The following is a 17687-nucleotide window of genomic DNA, read 5'->3' on the forward strand; positions in this document are numbered from 1 at the left end:
ACTCTCGTCGACGATTCCGCGCAGCCGCATTCGGCCATGCTCGTTCGGCTTCCAGACGACGTCTAACGCATCGAGCCGCTGCAGCCGAAACGGCAGGCTGGCGCGTATCTGATCGTAGCTTAGCATTACTTCGTCAGCCTCCGTTCGTTATGACACATTCCAAAATCTCCTTGATAAATTTGACCACATAGCGCAGTCTTCAATCTTCATTCGTCATACACCTTCCCCGTCATATTACGAATAATAACTAATTGTGAAATCGTGTAAAAATTTACAATTCACACCCCTTTGCTATTCTACCATTTTATTTCCATTAATGAGTTTAATATTTCTTAAAGATTTCAGAGCCTAAGCGAGTCTCTTCCTATTCCAAAAATCAATAACGTACATTTATAAATAAATTCAAATAGAATAGATGGCGCTTAATCGCCTTTACCATCAAAAAACCCGACCGCATTGGGTCGGGCTTTGATTTTATATAAGATCCTTATGTTATAACCCCTTTGAGATTATGGGTCTAATGCAGCTTTAGCTGTCTGTATCGTCTAATGCATATTGCTGACTAATAGAATTTCCTAGTCGACAACGCGTTCGAACACAAGCTCTAATGTAGACATCTGCCCCCCTGCTTAAGAAGGCAATCGCTTCAATACTGTGCAGCTTCCAACCTGTAGCAGCATATCGGTCGATTACCTTGCGGTAGTCTTCCTTAGGTGCACCTTTTAGAACCGACATCTATGGGCAATTCATATGACCACACCTTGAATGTCCACACTATCGGCTCGACGACGTCCTATCCGTTGACTCTCTTGGTAACTGGCTATGGACAATTCTTCCTAGAAAAATAACTTCTGTCCGTAAGTTTTATTAGTAACGTCTGCGTAATGCGAGTAATATGAATAACCCTAAGGTTCACCTCCCATTTCACCCTTCCTATCCATAATTTCTTGTAATTAATAAACTATCATGATTTATCATTGATGTAATGGTTCCTTTACATTAAGACTGAATAAATCCGTATAAACCAGTCACATAGGACGTGTAGAACAATCCAACGGAGGGCACATGCAGAATAGCTTTCTTCTCAAACGCAGAAAGATGCCGAACGATACAGCACTACAAATGTAAAAGACAATATTATGAGGGGATGACCGTGAACTCGCTGCTTCAGCCATTGAGCGATGGAACAGATTTAGAACAACGAAGAAACTCAGGAGATAATTCAGCATCGAGATTTTACTAAAGAATCATAGGATAGATGAACCACTCTCGGATCGGATGTTCCCACAGGGAACCGATCGTTCGAGAGCGGTCCCTTCTCATCGAGCACGAAGTTATGAGTGCACGATTTCCATCTTAAACTTACACATACGCACGTAATCACTCTAACGCTCGAACCGCCCACCACCAGATAGCTGCTTACTTGCACGACGTAGAGCGTGTACGATCCTGTTCTGACATTCCCTTATATCAAGGGAATGTCAGAACAAGGTCGTACGAAAGCGGCTCATCGCGCCAGCCCTCCCCGAGTGCGCACCTTATCGATACCTCCCGGTGTCCAGAGGGCGGAGCCCTTTGGGGTCCCCCTTCCTGGGGGAAGGGGGATTTAGGGGGATGGGTGAAACGATTGGGCGAAAAAAAAACAAGCCCCCCGCAGGAAGCTTGTCCTCGCCGACTAAGGCGATCCAGCCTCCCCGCAGGGGACTTCTGAGATCGTAAGGAGAACCTTACTGTATATTACATGTTCGCGATTACTTCGTTAGCGAACTCGGAGCATTTAACTTCTTTCGCGCCTTCCATCAGACGTGCGAAGTCATACGTTACCGTTTTGTTGTTGATAGCCGTTTCCATACCTTTGTAGATCAGGTCAGCTGCTTCTTGCCAGCCAAGGTGCTCGAGGAGCATAACGCCGGACAGAATAACCGAACCTGGGTTTACAACGTCTTTGTCCGCATATTTCGGAGCCGTACCGTGTGTTGCTTCGAAGATTGCATGGCCCGTCAGGTAGTTGATGTTAGCGCCTGGAGCGATGCCGATACCGCCGACTTGTGCAGCCAGTGCGTCAGACAGGTAGTCACCGTTCAGGTTGAGCGTAGCGATAACGTCGAAGTCCGTTGGACGCGTCAGAACTTGTTGCAGCGCGATGTCTGCAATAGCGTCTTTCACGATAATTTTGCCAGCTTCTTCAGCTGCTTTCTGTGCTGCGTTAGCAGCGTCCGTGCCTTGCTCTTCTTTGATACGATCGTATTGACCCCACGTAAACGTTTGATCAGCGAACTCTTGCTCTGCTACTTCATAGCCCCAGTTCTTGAACGCGCCTTCCGTAAATTTCATGATGTTACCTTTGTGAACGAGCGTAACCGATTTGCGGCCATGTTTGATTGCATATTCGATCGCTGCACGTACGAGACGTTTCGAGCCTTCGGACGATACAGGCTTGATGCCGATACCGGACGTTTCTGGGAAACGGATTTTGTTAACGCCCATCTCTTGCTGCAGGAATGCGAGTACTTTCTTAACTGCTTCCGTGCCTTCTTGGTACTCGATACCAGCATAGATATCTTCCGTGTTCTCGCGGAAAATAACCATGTCTACAAGCTCAGGACGTTTAACTGGCGATGGAACGCCGTTGAAGTAACGTACTGGACGGAGGCAAGTATACAGGTCAAGCTCTTGACGAAGCGCAACGTTCAGGGAACGGATACCGCCGCCGATTGGCGTCGTCAGTGGACCTTTAATTGCTACGATATATTCGCGGATCGCCGTCAGCGTATCAGCCGGCAGCCATTCGCCGTAAGTATTAAACGCTTTCTCGCCGGCAAAAACTTCGTACCAAGCAAGTTTTTTCTCGCCTTTGTATGCTTTCTCTACAGCAGCATCCAGAACGCGAACCGATGCGCGCCAGATGTCACGGCCCGTGCCGTCGCCTTCGATGAAAGGAATAATTGGGTTGTTCGGTACTTGCAGTTTACCATCTTTAATTGTGATTGGCTCGCCTTGAGTTGGTAGCGCGTATTTCTCGAATTTTGGCATGAATGGTTCCTCCCAGAAAATTAAATTGATCATAACAAAGTCCGGCGGATTCAAGCCCCCGCAAATGTTAATCTTGCATAAGGCGCTCCCGCCTGACTCGTTACGTAAATGATGCTGCGTGCTGAACGAACGAATTAACGCTCTTCGATCGGAACGTATTTCGTATTCGATGGACCCGTGTATTCAGCACGAGGACGGATAATGCGGTTGTTCTCGTATTGCTCAAGGATATGCGCTGTCCAGCCGGACAAACGGCTGATTGCAAAGATCGGCGTGAACAGATCGCGAGCGATACCCAGCGTAGTATATACCGATGCCGAGTAGAAGTCTACATTCGGCTTCAGACCTTTCTGGCCCGTTACGAGCTCTTCGATCTTCGTCGACATTTCGTACAGCAGCAGGTTACCCTTTTGCTGGCCGAGCTCACGCGACATCTTCATCAGATGCTTCGCGCGAGGGTCGCCGTTCTTGTACACCCGGTGACCGAAGCCCATGATTTTGTCTTTGTTGTTCAGCTTCGCCGTAATGTAAGATTCTACATTATCAAGCGTGCCGATCTCTTCGAGCATAATCATTACCGCTTCGTTAGCGCCGCCATGCAGAGGGCCTTTGAGCGTGCCGATTGCGGACGTTACGCCAGAATAAATGTCCGACAGCGTCGCAACCGTAACGCGAGCGGAGAACGTCGAAGCGTTCAACTCATGGTCAGCGTGCAGCACGAGTGCTTGATCAAGCGACTTCACTGCTACCTCGCTAGGCTCCTCGCCGTTAAGCATGTATAAGAAGTTGTAAGCAATGGATACGCCTTTTTTCGGTGCAATCGGGTCAAGCCCTTTGCGAATACGGGAAAATGCTGCAACGATCGTCGGCAACTGCGCTTGCAGCTTGATCGCCTTGCGAACATTCGCCTCATACGACATATCATTCGCTTCAGCGTCATAGAGCGCTAAGCTCGATACGGCCGTACGGAGCGCTGCCATCGAGTTGCTGTCCTTTGGATACAGTTTCATTTGTTCAATGATTGCCGATGGTACGGTAGCATAATCGCCCAATTGGCGTTTCAGATCATCCAGCTCCGATTGGTTCGGAAGCTTGCCGAACCACAGCAGGTAGGCAACCTCTTCGAAAGAAGCATTCTCGGCCAAGTCATCGATATTGATTCCGCGGTACGTGAGTACGCCGTCGATGATCGAGCTTATGGAGGACGTCGTAGCGACGATACCTTCTAGACCCTTGGTTGCTGTCATGTGTTATCTCTCCTTTGGTTGCGGAATTATACAATGAAAAAAGGCTCTCGTTTCAATTTCAACATTATATATCATACCGTATTTTTGACGTTGAAGTGTACAAATCAGCCCAAATCCTCAAATAGAATTCCTTTATCGACATCATAAAGTATTTTTAACCATAGTAGAAAAAGCTTTATGTAACCGACTCAAATTGATTATTATTCACTCGTCCAAAATGGTAAAATGTCGTTAGTCCGCAAACCCATTATGGGCGGCATTCCATTCGTTTCCGGAGGAACCTTATGATTGAACAACGGATCGGCATCATCGACATCGGCTCCAATTCCATTCGGTTAGCCGTATATGAACGAACGGCTAGCGGTGCTCATCGCGTCATCGACGGGAGTAAGCGTCCCGCTAGGCTCAGTGGAGCCATCGATGAGCAGGGCCGACTCATGCCGGAGAAAATCGACGAGCTCATCAGCATTCTAAACCATTACCGGCTTATATGCACCCATCACCGGACAGGATATATCCGTACGGTTGCAACGGCTGCAATCCGCAACGCCGTCAACCGCGATGAAATTGCAGCACGTCTCCAACAGGAAACAGGTATGACCATCGAGATTATTTCAGGCGAGGAAGAAGCACGGTTCGGCTTTCTCGGGATGATTAACTCGATGGACATTCGGGACGGTTTTCTAATCGATATCGGTGGGGGCAGCACCGAAATATCCTTATTTCGTGACCGTACGCTTGTACAAAGCGTATCGTTCCCTTTTGGCTGCGTAAATATGTCAAGATCGTTCTTGGCGGAGGACGGTACTTTATCGGATACGCAATTGCACGCCTTAGAAGAATCGGTGAACACGGCGCTAGAGCGTGAGCCATGGCTGCAGTGGTCTCCTGGCCTGCCGCTCGTCGGCGTCGGAGGAACAGTACGGGCGCTCGGAAAGCTCGATCAAGCAATAAGTAAATACAGCTTCCCGCTTAACCATAATTACAAAATATCAGACGAGCGGACGGACAAGCTGTTCGAGCAGCTGCGATTTGTTCCAACAGAGAAGAGAAGCAAAATGCCGGGTCTGTCCAAAGACCGCGCGGATGTCTTCATAACCGGACTTGCTATTCTCCGCGTCATATACCGTAAGCTCCGTGCCACTCATTATCTTGTGTGCGGCGCAGGTTTACGGGACGGCCTATTCTATGATACCCGCTTTCCGAATAACCCAAGACTCGACGATGTGCTTGGATACAGCATCCGAAATCTATGCGCACTGCATCCGGAAGCACCGCCTATTCATGTCGTACAGGTGAACCGGCTGGCGATGCAATTATTTGAGACGCTTAACCATCACTTCGAGCTTCCTGAGCGGGCCGCGCTCTGGCTCGACGCCGCGTCCACCTTGTTCCGTATCGGTGCATCGATTGATTATTACCAATATTCTAAGCATACGTATTATTTAATAATTAACTCGCAATTAAGCGGCTTATCCCACCGTGAGATCATCATGATCGCAGCTATCGCTTCGTTCAAAAGTAAAAGCAAGCTCCGTCAGCAGCTTGCTGAATTCCGGGATCTGCTTAGCGAGGGCGATATCGATACGGCCGCGTTGCTCGGCATGCTTCTGCAGCTGTCCATCGCGCTTGATCGAAGCGAGACGCAGTCGATCGGTCGTCTGTCTATCGCAGTGGTGGATGGAATGCTGAAGCTTCATATCTTAACGAGCAGCGGCCCGCTCGATATTGAACGAGCCGAGGTGGAAGAGCTGTCCAAAGATTTCCGCAAAGCTTGGAGGCTGCTGCCGGTGCTGGAGACGCCTGTACCGTAGCGGTGGTTCACGTCTATTATTTCCAATTCGTAATTTGCTTCGCCTCGAACTGGCTCCTTATCGGAGCCAGTTCATTCGTTACACGCTCATAGGCACCTGTCGAAAGCAGCTCATAGGCTTTAACATTATCGTTAAGATTCAAATACAAAATATTTTTGATCGCGCTTCGCAGACGTTCGTCGAAAACCGGACACATCAGCTCGATCCGCCGGTTCAAATTACGAGTCATCCAATCGGCACTCGACAAGAATACTTCCTCCTGCCCACCGTTCTCAAATACCATCAGCCGTGAATGCTCCAGAAAACGATCGATGACGCTGACTACACGAATGTTGTCACTCCAGCCTGCTACACCAGGACGGAGACAGCATACACCGCGGACGATGAGATCAATCTTCACACCGGCCCCGGAAGCTTCATACAGCTTATCGATCACTTCCTGACTGGACAGTGAATTCATCTTCGCGATAATGCGTGCCGGTCTGCCCGCCTTCGCATGCTCTTTCTCTCGATCAATTAAAGCGAACAATTTATCCTTCAGCGACGTCGGAGCAACGCCAAAAGCACGCCATTCGTAAGGTGCCGAATAGCCGGTCATTTCGTTGAACAAGGCAGAGGCATCCTCGCCGATAACTGGATGGGACGTGAACAGACCAACGTCGGTGTACAGCTTCGCTGTATTGTCGTTATAATTGCCTGTTCCGACATGAACATACCGCCTAAGCGCATTCATCTCCCTTCTTACGACCAGCATAATCTTCGCATGTGTCTTCAAGCCGATAAGCCCATACACAACATGACAGCCAGCCTTCTCCAGCTGTCTGGCCCACGCAATGTTACGTTCTTCATCGAAACGCGCCTTCAGCTCAACGACGACCGTTACCTGCTTGCCGGACTCGGCCGCCTTGACAAGTGCCTGTATAAGCTCTGAATGGCCACTGACGCGGTACAGCGTCATTTTGATCGCGAGAACCTCGGGGTCATAAGCTGCTTGAAGGAGAAAATCGGTGACCGCTTCAAACGACTCATAAGGGTGATAGACAAGCACGTCCCGTTCGCGAATGACTTCAAACATATCGTCGGTTTCATCAAATTCCTGCGGATAGGCCGGTTCCAATCGCTCATATCTTAAATTATCATAGCCCGGCAGCGTGCTCGCGAACCGCATCAGAAAGCTAAGATCAAGCGGACCATCAATCTCGATAATGTTATCTTCTATCTCAAGCTCATCCTTAAGAACAGACAGCGCATATTCGTGAATTCCTCTGCCAACCTCAAGACGGACCGTCATCCCCCAGCGTCTGCGCCTAAGCTCCTTCTCAATCTCCTCCAGCAAATCCTCCGCGCCTTCCTCATTCAGCGTCAAATCGGCATTGCGCGTAATCCGGAACGGATGGACAGCAAAAGGTGTATAGCCTTTGAACAGCGTATCAATATAATTCTCAATCAAATCCTCAAGCAGCACGAACTCTGCACGCTTCGTTCCGCCACGCACCGGAAGCGGCACATGACGGGGAAGAATTGACGGCACCTGCACAATAGCGAAGAACGGCTCCTCTCGATCCGGATGATCCTCCTTACGAAGCAATACCGATAAATACAGCTCTTTCGTATGCACGAGCGGAAATGGACGGCTCTGATCGACAGCCATCGGTGTTAGCACTGGAAAGACGATATCATGAAAATATCGCTCCATCGCCGCGTATTGAGTCTGGTTCAGCTCTCCGAACGAGCGCAGCACGATGCCTTCCTTGGCCATGCTGCGAAGCAGTTCCCTATACGACCGATATTGCTCTGCTACCATCTGAGAGGTACGTTTAATTAGTCGTTTCCACAATCCAACAGGCGTATAGCCGGTAAAGTCCATTTTGTTATAGCCAGCCCGCAGCTGACTTTGAGTTCCCGCCACGCGCACACTCATAAATTCATCTAAATTACTGGATACAATAGCTAGAAATTTCGCACGCTCCAGCAGTGGAGTCGTCGGATCTTGTGCTTCACGCAGGACGCGCCGGTTGAACTCAATCCAGCTCAAATCACGATTCACATAGTTAGACGTAGACACTTGTTGGCTCATCGACCGCGTTCCTCCATTCATGCCTCATTATAAATGATGATGGCTCATATACTGTTAACAGCTTGTAATCAAGAAGGTAAATCATTGTCCGTACCTTCCCATGAAGAGCAGGACAAGCCTCCTCAGACTTTCTTGGTAAATCATTTAGTTCATGATAAAATATGGTAACTCCAAGCAACTCAACCCATTCCACTACATGAAATCCATTATTCCATCTGGAGGTGTGACTTATTGAATCGGCTTATTTGGATGCGCGTCTGGCGCGGCGCCTTCGTGCTCCTCATGCTGGTCATTTTTGCGCTTGCGGTCGTCTATGTTACGCCCCTCGTCTACCCGTTCCTGATCGGATGGATTATCGCGTATGCTCTTAACCCGATTGTCAATTATCTTCAATCCAAAGCCAAATTTCCGAGATGGCTAGCCGTTACCGTCACTTTATTCGTCTTCGTCATGGCTGTCATAACGGTCGTAACAGCTCTTATTACCAAGATCGTATCCGAGATTATTCATTTGTCGCAATCCATCAACGGAACGATTGAATGGTGGCGCAACGAATTTGATAAATTGATTAACACCCCGGAAATGCAAAATCTGATCGATAAAATCAGTACCTTCTACAATGAAAATCCGAAATACCAGGAGCCTATCGACGCCAAAATCGCCGATACGGCCAATCTGCTCGCCCAAGCGAGCTCGGATATCGTCACTTACTTCTTTAACGGTCTGACCGCGCTGCTCATCTCCTTGCCGAATATGCTAACAATCATGGTAATCGTGCTGCTTGCCTCCTTCTTCATAGGCAAAGATTGGAACAAGCATGCCAAGCTAATGAGCGGCTGGGTTCCGCAAGGACTGCGAAGGTCAATCTCAACGATATGGAGCGATTTGCAGAAAGCGCTGTTCGGCTATGCACGCTCCCAATTTATAATGATCTCCATCACAGCTGTCGTCGTCATTATCGGCCTCCTGCTGATCGGAGTTGACTATGCGATTACAATCGGTCTCTTGATCGGACTCGTCGACCTGCTTCCCTATTTAGGCGTTGGTGCAGTTATGGTTCCTTGGATCGCCTACTCCTTCATCTACGGCGATACACAGCTGGGCATCGGCTTATCCATTCTGTATGGTGTCATTCTCGTAGCAAGACAGATGATCGAGCCGAAGGTGCTCGCCAGCAGCGTTGGCCTCGACCCGCTGCCAACGCTCATTGCCATGTTTGTCGGCCTGAAGCTGTTCGGCGTGCTCGGTCTCATTATCGGCCCAGTTTCCCTCATTATTCTCATCGCTATTAACCGGGCGAACGTATTCCGAGACATCTATTATTTTATCATGCGAGGTATAAAGTAGTCCTAACATGAACCTACATAAAAGAGTACAGCATATTATCCTCATGGAGTTACACACTGCTGTACGAAACTGAGCCGATCAAGGATCTAAGGAGTACAACATTTACTCGACATGTCTGCCTAATGTGCAGGCTGTTCCTCAGCTCATCTTCACTGGTGGCAAAGTCACTGTATGGAATACTAAAATTTGGTCTTGGTTGCAGATCAAATCAAGCGATTTACGCAACATTTGTGTATGTTGTGCAACTTTCTTAGCCTCGTCTCTCACATCCTCTACATTCCTGTAATAGATACAACAATTAAGCGTCGATGCGGATCGATACGAGCTATCAGCACAACGATGCACCAATGTATACGAACACGCCTCACTGATTTTCTACAGAAACACGAAAAGGTTGTGCAGAAAACAGTCTCACTGTTGTCCGCACAACCTTTTATTTCCGGGGACTTTTCTACCAGTAAATTCTAAACACGCCTCCGCCTCCACCGCCGCCACGCATTCTGCGTTCTAGAAATCGGAGCATAACGCGGCGATAGAGAGGTCTTGTGAATGGGAATAACAGCGTCAAGCCGACGATGTCAGACAGGAAGCCTGGAATCATGAGAAGAATGCCCCCTAGCAGAATACAAAGGCCATCCAGCATCGCATGCCCGGGCGGCTGGCCGAGCCTAATCTGATTCTGTACCTCTATCCACGCTTTCCGTCCTTCCATACGAGCCAAGTAGAAGCCGCCGACTCCTCCTGCGAGCAGGAGCAGGAATGCCGTACCGCCGCCAAGCCAATCACCGACCTGCACGATCAGCCACAGCTCGAAAAGCGGAATCATGATCAGGAACGCCAGCATCCAATTGCGCCGATTACGCATGATGTCTCTCTCCTATCCGGTTAAATGATGAACCGATTAACGTTCCACCTGCACATTATTTTGCAGCCATGTATGCAGCTCCGGCATTGCCCTTTCCAGCCTAGTCGGCTTGAATGAAGCATTCACCCACATATGACGAGTTCCACCTGCTGCTAAGAGCTCGCAGCCTGCTAGCTCCTCCTCGCTCATGATCCGGCTGCCTGCCGCCATATGAGCTTCCGTCCCAAGACGCGCTTGCGATTCGAACGCCAGCCGTGCCGCAGACATGTCCGCAATTCGTGTGCATATTAATACTACGTCGTCATACCGCGCAGGCTTCAAATATCGGCAATCGACATCTATAACCGGAAGCATCAGCCCTGCTGCCTCAATATCCCGGTAAGGAAAGCCTACATGACGAATCATCTCCGTGCGTCCAATTTCAAACCACGTCAAATAATTGCCGTAAAATACAACGCGCATCTGATCCGTTTCTTCATAACGAACGCGCAGCGGATATACATGCCAGGATGCAGTTTCAGCCATCTTCTTCAATCCCCCGTCTCTCTACAGCATCACAATAGACAACGAGCGACGGTTCCGATACCGTCGCTCGTTGTCTATTAATGTTACAGTACTTTGGATTGGCCCGTATAGATGACACCTGTCTCACCGTACAACGTCACTTCCATACCGTCCTTCAGCAGTGACGTTGCATTCTCGATGCCGAGTACGACCGGAATGCCCATATTCAGACCTACGATTGCCGCATGGCTCGTAATGCCGCCTTGCTCCGTGACAACCGCCGTTGCCTTCTCGATAGCCGGCATAAAATCTTTGTCCGTAGACACTGTAACCAGAATCGAGCCTTCCGTCACCTTAGCAATTGCTTCTGCAGATGTGCGAGCAACTACGACCCGGCCTTTGGCCGATTGCGTGCCGATACCTTGTCCCTTCGCGACAAGCTCGCCGATATGGTGAATTTTGATCAGGTTCGTCGTGCCTGCACGGCCAACCGGAACGCCTGCCGTAATGACGACCGTGTCACCAAGTCCGACGATGCCCGTCGAGATAGCGCCGGATATTGCGATCTCGAACATCTCGTCCGTCGTGTCCGCTTTCTTGCCGTAAGCTGGAATGACGCCCCATACAAGTGCCAGACGGCGCATTACGGATTCGTTAGGCGTAACAGCAATGACCGGCGACTTCGGACGGTACTTGGACACCATACGTGCTGTATAACCGCTCTCCGTCGACGTAACAATTGCCGCTGCCTCCAGATCTAGTGCAGAGTTCGCTACCGCTTGGCTAATCGCTTCGGTTACCGATGTCTGCTGGGCATTCGCCTGCTTAATAAACAGCTCGCGATATTCGAGAGCCGCTTCCGCACGTACCGCAATACGGGACATCGTCTGTACCGATTCTACCGGATATTTGCCAGCAGCCGTCTCGCCCGACAGCATGATCGCGCTCGTGCCATCGAAGATCGCATTCGCTACGTCGCTCGCTTCTGCGCGAGTAGGACGCGGATTGCGCTGCATCGAATCCAGCATCTGGGTAGCCGTAATGACCGGCTTGCCGACACGGTTACACTTCTGAATCATCAGCTTCTGTACGAGCGGCACTTCTTCGGCCGGAATCTCGACGCCAAGGTCACCGCGGGCAACCATCAGGCCGTCGGACACTTCCAAAATTTCATCCAAATTGTCAACGCCCTGCTGGTTCTCGATCTTCGAGATGATCTGGATATGGCTTGCGTTATGCTTCTCCAGCAGCTCACGAATTTCGAGTACATCGCTTGCTTTACGAACGAATGACGCCGCGATGAAATCGATGCCTTGCTCAATGCCGAATACGATGTCCGCTGCATCCTTCTCCGTAATGCCTGGCAGCGAGATATGTACGCCCGGCACGTTAACGCCCTTCTTACTCTTGATCTGACCGCTGTTCACAATGCGGCAGTGAATCTCTGTTCCTTCTATTCGCTCAACCGTCAGACCGATCAGACCGTCGTCAATCAGAACCGTCGAGCCAATCGAAAGATCATTCGGCAAGTTCTTATACGTTACCGGGATACGGTTAATATCGCCGAGAATTTCTTCTGTCGTCAGCGTGATCGCATTGCCCGCCACAAGCTCGATCGGCTCTTCCTTCAACTTGCCGAGACGAATCTCAGGACCTTTCGTATCGAGCAGAATCGCAACGGTTTTACCCAACTCTTGACGAGCCTGCTTGATATTCTTAATCCGATTGCCATGCTCCTCGAAATCGCCGTGCGAGAAGTTAAGACGAGCAACGTTCATGCCCGCTTCGATCAGCTTCTTCGTATTCTCGAGCGATTCACTCGATGGACCAATCGTACAAACGATCTTTGTTTTGCGTATCATTCTTCATTCATTCCTCCGTTTAGTAACATACCGACTGCCATAACATCTACGTGCTTAACAAGAGACTACTTTGCTGCAGCTCTAGTGCTTGTACACGGCAGCCACGTAATTCGTCTTATACTTTAGCGGATTCTGTCAAATGATCGCCGGCGTTATCGAACGCAGGTTGAACCGCTTCGAGAGGAGCCGCCTCCTCGGAAGACGGAGCAGCTTGAGCTGACTCTTGGCCCTCGTAGAAAGCGCCGATCTTCCGAAACTTATTGTAACGGTCTTCGATCAATTGCTCTGGTGTAAATTGTGACAGCTCCTTCAAGTGCCGAACGATCGCTGTCTTAATAGCAGCAGCCTGCTCCGTCAGATCGCGGTGCGCTCCGCCCTGCGGCTCCGGCACGATCTCTTCAATAATGCCGAACTCAAGCAGGTCCTTAGCCGTAATCTTCATCGCTTCTGCTGCCTCGTCCGCTCTCGATGCGTCCTTCCACAGAATGGACGCCGCGCCATTCGGCGAAATTACCGAATAGATCGCATTCTCCAGCATCAGCACACGGTTGCCTACGCCAAGCGCCAGCGCGCCGCCGCTTCCGCCTTCCCCGATCACGACACAGACGATCGGCACACCAAAACCAGCCATCTCCCGCAGGTTGCGAGCGATCGCTTCCGATTGTCCGCGCTCCTCAGCAGTATTGCCAGGATATGCGCCTTTCGTATCAATGAAAGTGACGATTGGGCGATTGAATTTGGCTGCTTGCTGCATAAAACGAAGCGCCTTACGGAATCCTTCCGGATGCGGACTACCGAAGAAGCGGGCGATATTGTCGCGCGTATCCTTGCCCCGTTGATGTCCGACAACCGTTACAGGAACACCGTTAAGCCTAGCAATGCCGCCTACGATCGCAAGGTCGTCGGCAAACAGCCGATCACCGTGCAGCTCTATGAAATCGGTAAAAATAGCATGTATATAGTCAAGCGACGTCGGACGCTGATGATGGCGCGCAAGGTGCATCTTCTGAGCAGCCGACAGCTCGCTGTACATCTCTTCCTCCAATTGCTTGCAGCGGAGCTCCAGACGTGCGATTTCCTCGGAGAAATCGATGCCTTTATCATCGCTGAGCTGCTTCAGCTCTTCGACCTTCTTACGCAAATCCACGAGCGGTTTCTCGAATGGAAGCTCATTCGCCATCGGACCAATCCCCCTTTACGGTATGAAGTTCCAGCAGCTTCGTCAGCGTTGATCTCATATCTTTGCGATGAACGACCTTGTCCAGTTGGCCGTGCTGCAGGTTGAATTCCGCCGTTTGGAAATTGTCAGGCAGCTTCTGACGGATCGTCTGTTCAATTACGATGCGGCCAGCAAAACCGATCAGTGCGCCAGGCTCGGCCAAATTAATGTCGCCAAGACTAGCGAAGCTCGCCGAAACACCGCCTGTCGTCGGATCAGTGAAGACGGAGATAAACAAGCCGCCGTTGCCCTGGAATTTCGCCAGCGCCGCACTCGTCTTCGCCATCTGCATCAGGCTGAGAATGCTCTCCTGCATACGAGCACCACCTGAAGTCGAGAAAATAATAAGCGGAAGCTTCTTCTTATCCGCCTGCTCGATCGCACGCGTAATCTTCTCTCCGACAACAGAACCCATACTGCCCGTAAAGAAATCGAAGCTCATGACCGCGACGATGACTGGAATGCCGCCAATCGTGCCTTCCCCCGTCACTACCGCCTCCGTCAAACCTGACTTCTCTTTCTGCTTGACGAGCTTATTCTTGTAATCTGGAAACCCAAGAGGGTCGACTGACTCCAGATTAGCGTCGAATTCATGCAAACGTCCGTCATCAAGCGTCATTCCGATCCGTTCCCATGCTGAAAGTCGGAAGTGATGCCCGCATGACGGACATACCTTAAAGTTTTTCTCCAGCTCCATAGTGAACGCAATGTTGCCGCACTTGGAGCATTTGTTCATTAAGCCCTCGGGAATATCCTTCTTCTGCCTCTCCTGCAAAGGAGCCGGCACGGAAGGAACCGTGGCATATTTCTTCTTATGGAATAAGTCCTTGAACACGAATGACACCTCACACGGCGCAGTTATTAGGCCGAATCACGGATGAAGAATGGAGTTCAACACTTCCTGAACTTCCTCTAGTTCACCGGACGGGACCAGTATTTCATATTGCTGCTTCGACAGGTTAATCGGCCTCACCTGCACAAGAAAGCCTTCTTCGGTCAGCCGAGTCTTAATCGTCTCAGCAATCTTGGTTGTTGGTGCAATATAGATGACCGTCCACATAAAAGGTACCCCCTAAAAAACATCGGTCTCCAGGCCCTATAATGAATTAATGATAGCATAACTGCTCTTCGGGCCGCAACCGAAGCGCATGGCTCCGACGTTTCAGGGGGCCCCCTTAACTTCTAGTCGGACGAAGGCAAGTCGTACTTCACCGCTTTCGGATCTTGATGCGCAATACGTGCCGAAGCAGCGGCTGCGAGGCCCGCAACCAGATCGTCGAGAAAAACGTGAATCCGCTCGCCTTTTAGGTTCAGTTGTCGGATAATGCCAGGCTTCACTTTATCAAGATAGCCGAAGCTCGTCAATCCGATCATCCCATAAACGTTCGTGATGCCTAACGCCAGCGTCTCATCGACGCCGTACAACGACTCGTCCGTCTCCATAATCGCTTGCAGCGGCTCGGGGAGCAGCCGTCTCTCCGCAAGCTCGTCAAGCGCAATTCCGGTATAAAGCACATACTGCACTTCCCGCTTTGCCAATACGGCTCGTACGCTCTCCTCGCACTGCGTTATCGTCAGATCGGCGTTGTACGGCCGCTGCAGCGAGTATACGATTTCCGCTACGTCTTCTACCGATACGCCGCGCTTCTGCAGCCATGCTTCAATCCCGCTCGCCATAGTCATCCCTCCGTAGCCGGACGGTAGCGCATATTGGATAATGCCGCCGGCTGTTCGCTTTTGAATTGCGGCTGTGTACCGCATCAACGGGCAAGTCCCCCAGCTCTCGGAAAAGCCCGGTGTCTCCTAATGTATGCGGGCAGGCGGGCGTATGTGCATAAAAATAGGACGTGCGGCGGCCATCTCAACATAAAACGACCCGCGTCCTTCATGTCCATGTCAATGGCAAGCTATCCGCGGGTCGATACAGTATTAGGTATTTAATTGATTTATTTTCCGGTACACAGGAGCAAAATAATATTGACAACGACTAGCAACAAGTTCAGGGATAATTCGATTCAGCATTGCCGCCCCATGGAGATCTTTGCTGTACCTAAACAAACTGCGATTTGCTTCGATTATTGGGAGATTCTCAGTCACAAAGCTCGATAGATTACCGGACGGATTCATATTAAAAACTTCAATGATCTGATCGCTTAATTTTATTGTACAACCATGACCCTTACGAGGCGCACCGAATAATTCGATCTGATTCCATAGTACTTCCCCAACAATGTTCTCTTTAATCTCTTTCTTGATAATGTGAAGAAAATTGGTTATCGGTATTCGTCGATATTCCGGTATCATCTCGAATGAATGCTCCCAATCCATTAAGAACCAAGCCTCAATTTCCGGAGAGGATACCATATAATAGAACGGAATTTGCCACTACGCTCTTAGTAATTCGGGCAGCTAACCTCTGCCGTTCATCCTCTAACTGTTCTGGCGACTCAAACTGACAATCGGCATCATCGATTAATAATATACCGTCACATTCGCTCTCTTGAAAATTTTGGAGTATAATTTCGAGCATATCCATGCGAAGCCCTTCTCCTGTGGTCCCCGATCCATTGAACACCCGAATTTATCTTGATCAGGAATGCTTCAATCCCGCCTATTTCGGTATCTCCAGGATTACAGAAGTAATAGATTTTGGTCACCAAGGCCACCCTCCAAGTTGTGGCTCTCCTATTCGGTAAAGATCGCCTAGTCTCCAGCCTTCTTCTAGTTGGTCATGGAGAACTTCAGGCCTTACTCTCAACAAATTATTAGCAGGAGCTTTTGAATCGAAAGCATATACATTCAGCTCTTTTGGTTCATTCTGAGCAAATGCGGCTGTAAAACCATCCAACAAATCAGGCGAATGAGTGCTAACAAATAATTGATCAGAAGAGAACGATCTTACCATCCATTTGGATAGCACTCCAAGCCAAGCCGGATGAATATTCAATTCAGGCTCATCTAGACTTAATAGTGAATACCTCTCAGGCGTCCACAATAATACAGTCAGAACTAGTGCCTTTAGGGTGCATCTGACATCTCGCTGAGACTGAAATTCTTACCATCGATCGTAAGCTGAAGAGTCATTAGATTGTCAATCTTCAATATTTCTACACGATCAAGCTTATGAATAAACTCTCTTACATAACCCGTAAAGTCATCTAAGAAACCATATTCGGAGTCCAAATAAGATAATACGTTTACAAAATTGCCGCCGTCCGAATCCAAATATTTGGCTCCACCCACTTTTACCGGCTTTCGAATCGTCTTTAAACTAAAACTACAAAGTACCGATTAACCTTCATCATACACACGAACTACTCCATAAATACACTAATGAAGAATTTATTCACAACTTCTTACTTCACAGCGATCGAGCCTTTGCCGAGCAGCTCCTCGACCGCGGCGAACAGCTCCGGCGACGGCTTCACGTTGTACGGCTCGCTAAGTGCAAGCATCCGCTGGCCGCGCTCATAGAACAGCACAGTAGGCAGCGGGCCGTGATGGGACACTAGCAGCTGCTTCAGCTGCTCGAGCGCGGCCGGCTGCTCACGCCCGGCCGCAATCTTCACGTACACCCGCTGCACGCGCTTAGCTGCAGCGGGTGTACGCTCGCCTGCGGGCTTCGCCCCCGCAGGCGGCGCCGCTTCGCGGTGCGCAGCCGCGGCGGCGGTGCCGGGGGTCCCCGGCGCGGCGCTGTCCGCCGCGCGCGCCGGGGACCC

The 17687-nt window shown here is 49.9% G+C and carries 16 protein-coding genes; 2 read left to right on the top strand and 14 right to left on the bottom strand.

The window, feature by feature from the left end:
* Window positions 1-1737 precede the first annotated feature (1737 nt).
* Both icd and citZ read right to left on the bottom strand, forming a co-directional pair.
* Window positions 1738-3033 carry an NADP-dependent isocitrate dehydrogenase gene (icd, locus tag PXY01_RS21115; protein ID WP_127572984.1) on the bottom strand — a complete coding sequence of 432 codons (1296 nt, stop codon included), beginning with the start codon at window positions 3031-3033 and terminating at the stop codon, window positions 1738-1740.
* A 134-nt stretch (window positions 3034-3167) separates the two neighbouring features.
* Window positions 3168-4280, bottom strand: coding sequence for a citrate synthase (gene citZ / locus PXY01_RS21120; protein WP_127572986.1), 1113 nt, complete (start codon window positions 4278-4280; stop codon window positions 3168-3170).
* Window positions 4281-4564: 284 nt separating this feature from the next.
* Between citZ and PXY01_RS21125 the strand changes: the two genes are divergently transcribed.
* The gene (locus PXY01_RS21125) at window positions 4565-6094 is read left to right on the top strand and encodes a Ppx/GppA phosphatase family protein (protein WP_127572988.1); all 1530 of its coding nucleotides are present in this window, start codon (window positions 4565-4567) and stop codon (window positions 6092-6094) included.
* Between the two features lie 16 nt (window positions 6095-6110).
* On the opposite strand, the gene ppk1 is transcribed toward PXY01_RS21125, so the two are convergent.
* A complete protein-coding gene (gene ppk1 / locus PXY01_RS21130) occupies window positions 6111-8171 on the bottom strand; it encodes a polyphosphate kinase 1 (RefSeq protein WP_127572990.1) in 2061 nt (686 codons plus the stop codon).
* A gap of 231 nt (window positions 8172-8402) precedes the next feature.
* Here ppk1 and ytvI point away from each other — a divergent pair, with 231 nt between their 5' ends.
* On the top strand, window positions 8403-9518 hold the full coding sequence (ytvI, locus tag PXY01_RS21135) for a sporulation integral membrane protein YtvI (protein WP_127572992.1): 1116 nt from the start codon (window positions 8403-8405) through the stop codon (window positions 9516-9518).
* A gap of 451 nt (window positions 9519-9969) precedes the next feature.
* Here ytvI and PXY01_RS21140 read toward each other — a convergent pair whose 3' ends face one another.
* The 11 genes from PXY01_RS21140 to PXY01_RS21190 all read right to left on the bottom strand — a co-directional run bounded on the left by PXY01_RS21140 (window position 9970) and on the right by PXY01_RS21190 (window position 17552).
* Window positions 9970-10383 (bottom strand): FxsA family protein, encoded by a 414-nt coding sequence (locus PXY01_RS21140; RefSeq protein WP_246028048.1) that lies wholly within the window; start codon window positions 10381-10383, stop codon window positions 9970-9972.
* 36 nt (window positions 10384-10419) lie between these two features.
* Window positions 10420-10908, bottom strand: a complete 489-nt coding sequence (locus PXY01_RS21145; RefSeq protein WP_127572993.1) for an acyl-CoA thioesterase — start codon at window positions 10906-10908, stop codon at window positions 10420-10422.
* An 83-nt stretch (window positions 10909-10991) separates the two neighbouring features.
* Entirely contained in the window at window positions 10992-12746 is a 1755-nt protein-coding gene (gene pyk / locus PXY01_RS21150) for a pyruvate kinase (RefSeq protein WP_127573009.1), read from the bottom strand.
* Between the two features lie 118 nt (window positions 12747-12864).
* Complete coding sequence (locus tag PXY01_RS21155; RefSeq protein WP_127572995.1) at window positions 12865-13929, bottom strand: acetyl-CoA carboxylase carboxyltransferase subunit alpha; 1065 nt, start codon at window positions 13927-13929, stop codon at window positions 12865-12867.
* Entirely contained in the window at window positions 13919-14803 is an 885-nt protein-coding gene (gene accD / locus PXY01_RS21160; RefSeq protein WP_127572997.1) for an acetyl-CoA carboxylase, carboxyltransferase subunit beta, read from the bottom strand. The genes PXY01_RS21155 and accD overlap by 11 nt, the downstream gene beginning before the upstream one ends.
* Window positions 14804-14839: 36 nt before the next feature.
* Window positions 14840-15028 (bottom strand): glutamate decarboxylase, encoded by a 189-nt coding sequence (locus tag PXY01_RS21165; protein WP_127572999.1) that lies wholly within the window; start codon window positions 15026-15028, stop codon window positions 14840-14842.
* Between the two features lie 122 nt (window positions 15029-15150).
* Window positions 15151-15645, bottom strand: coding sequence for a phosphatidylglycerophosphatase A family protein (locus tag PXY01_RS21170; RefSeq protein ID WP_127573011.1), 495 nt, complete (start codon window positions 15643-15645; stop codon window positions 15151-15153).
* 664 nt (window positions 15646-16309) lie between these two features.
* Complete coding sequence (locus tag PXY01_RS21175) at window positions 16310-16504, bottom strand: hypothetical protein (RefSeq protein ID WP_127573001.1); 195 nt, start codon at window positions 16502-16504, stop codon at window positions 16310-16312.
* 117 nt (window positions 16505-16621) lie between these two features.
* Entirely contained in the window at window positions 16622-16963 is a 342-nt protein-coding gene (locus PXY01_RS23420; RefSeq protein ID WP_164744537.1) for an AAA family ATPase, read from the bottom strand.
* A 23-nt stretch (window positions 16964-16986) separates the two neighbouring features.
* Window positions 16987-17193 (bottom strand): hypothetical protein, encoded by a 207-nt coding sequence (locus PXY01_RS21185; RefSeq protein WP_127573003.1) that lies wholly within the window; start codon window positions 17191-17193, stop codon window positions 16987-16989.
* 131 nt (window positions 17194-17324) lie between these two features.
* Complete coding sequence (locus PXY01_RS21190) at window positions 17325-17552, bottom strand: hypothetical protein (RefSeq protein WP_127573005.1); 228 nt, start codon at window positions 17550-17552, stop codon at window positions 17325-17327.
* Window positions 17553-17687 lie beyond the last annotated feature (135 nt).

Origin of the sequence: Paenibacillus xylaniclasticus, from assembly GCF_004001065.1 — a bacterium.
In the GTDB taxonomy this organism is placed as follows: Bacteria; Bacillota; Bacilli; order Paenibacillales; family Paenibacillaceae; genus Paenibacillus_T; species Paenibacillus_T xylaniclasticus.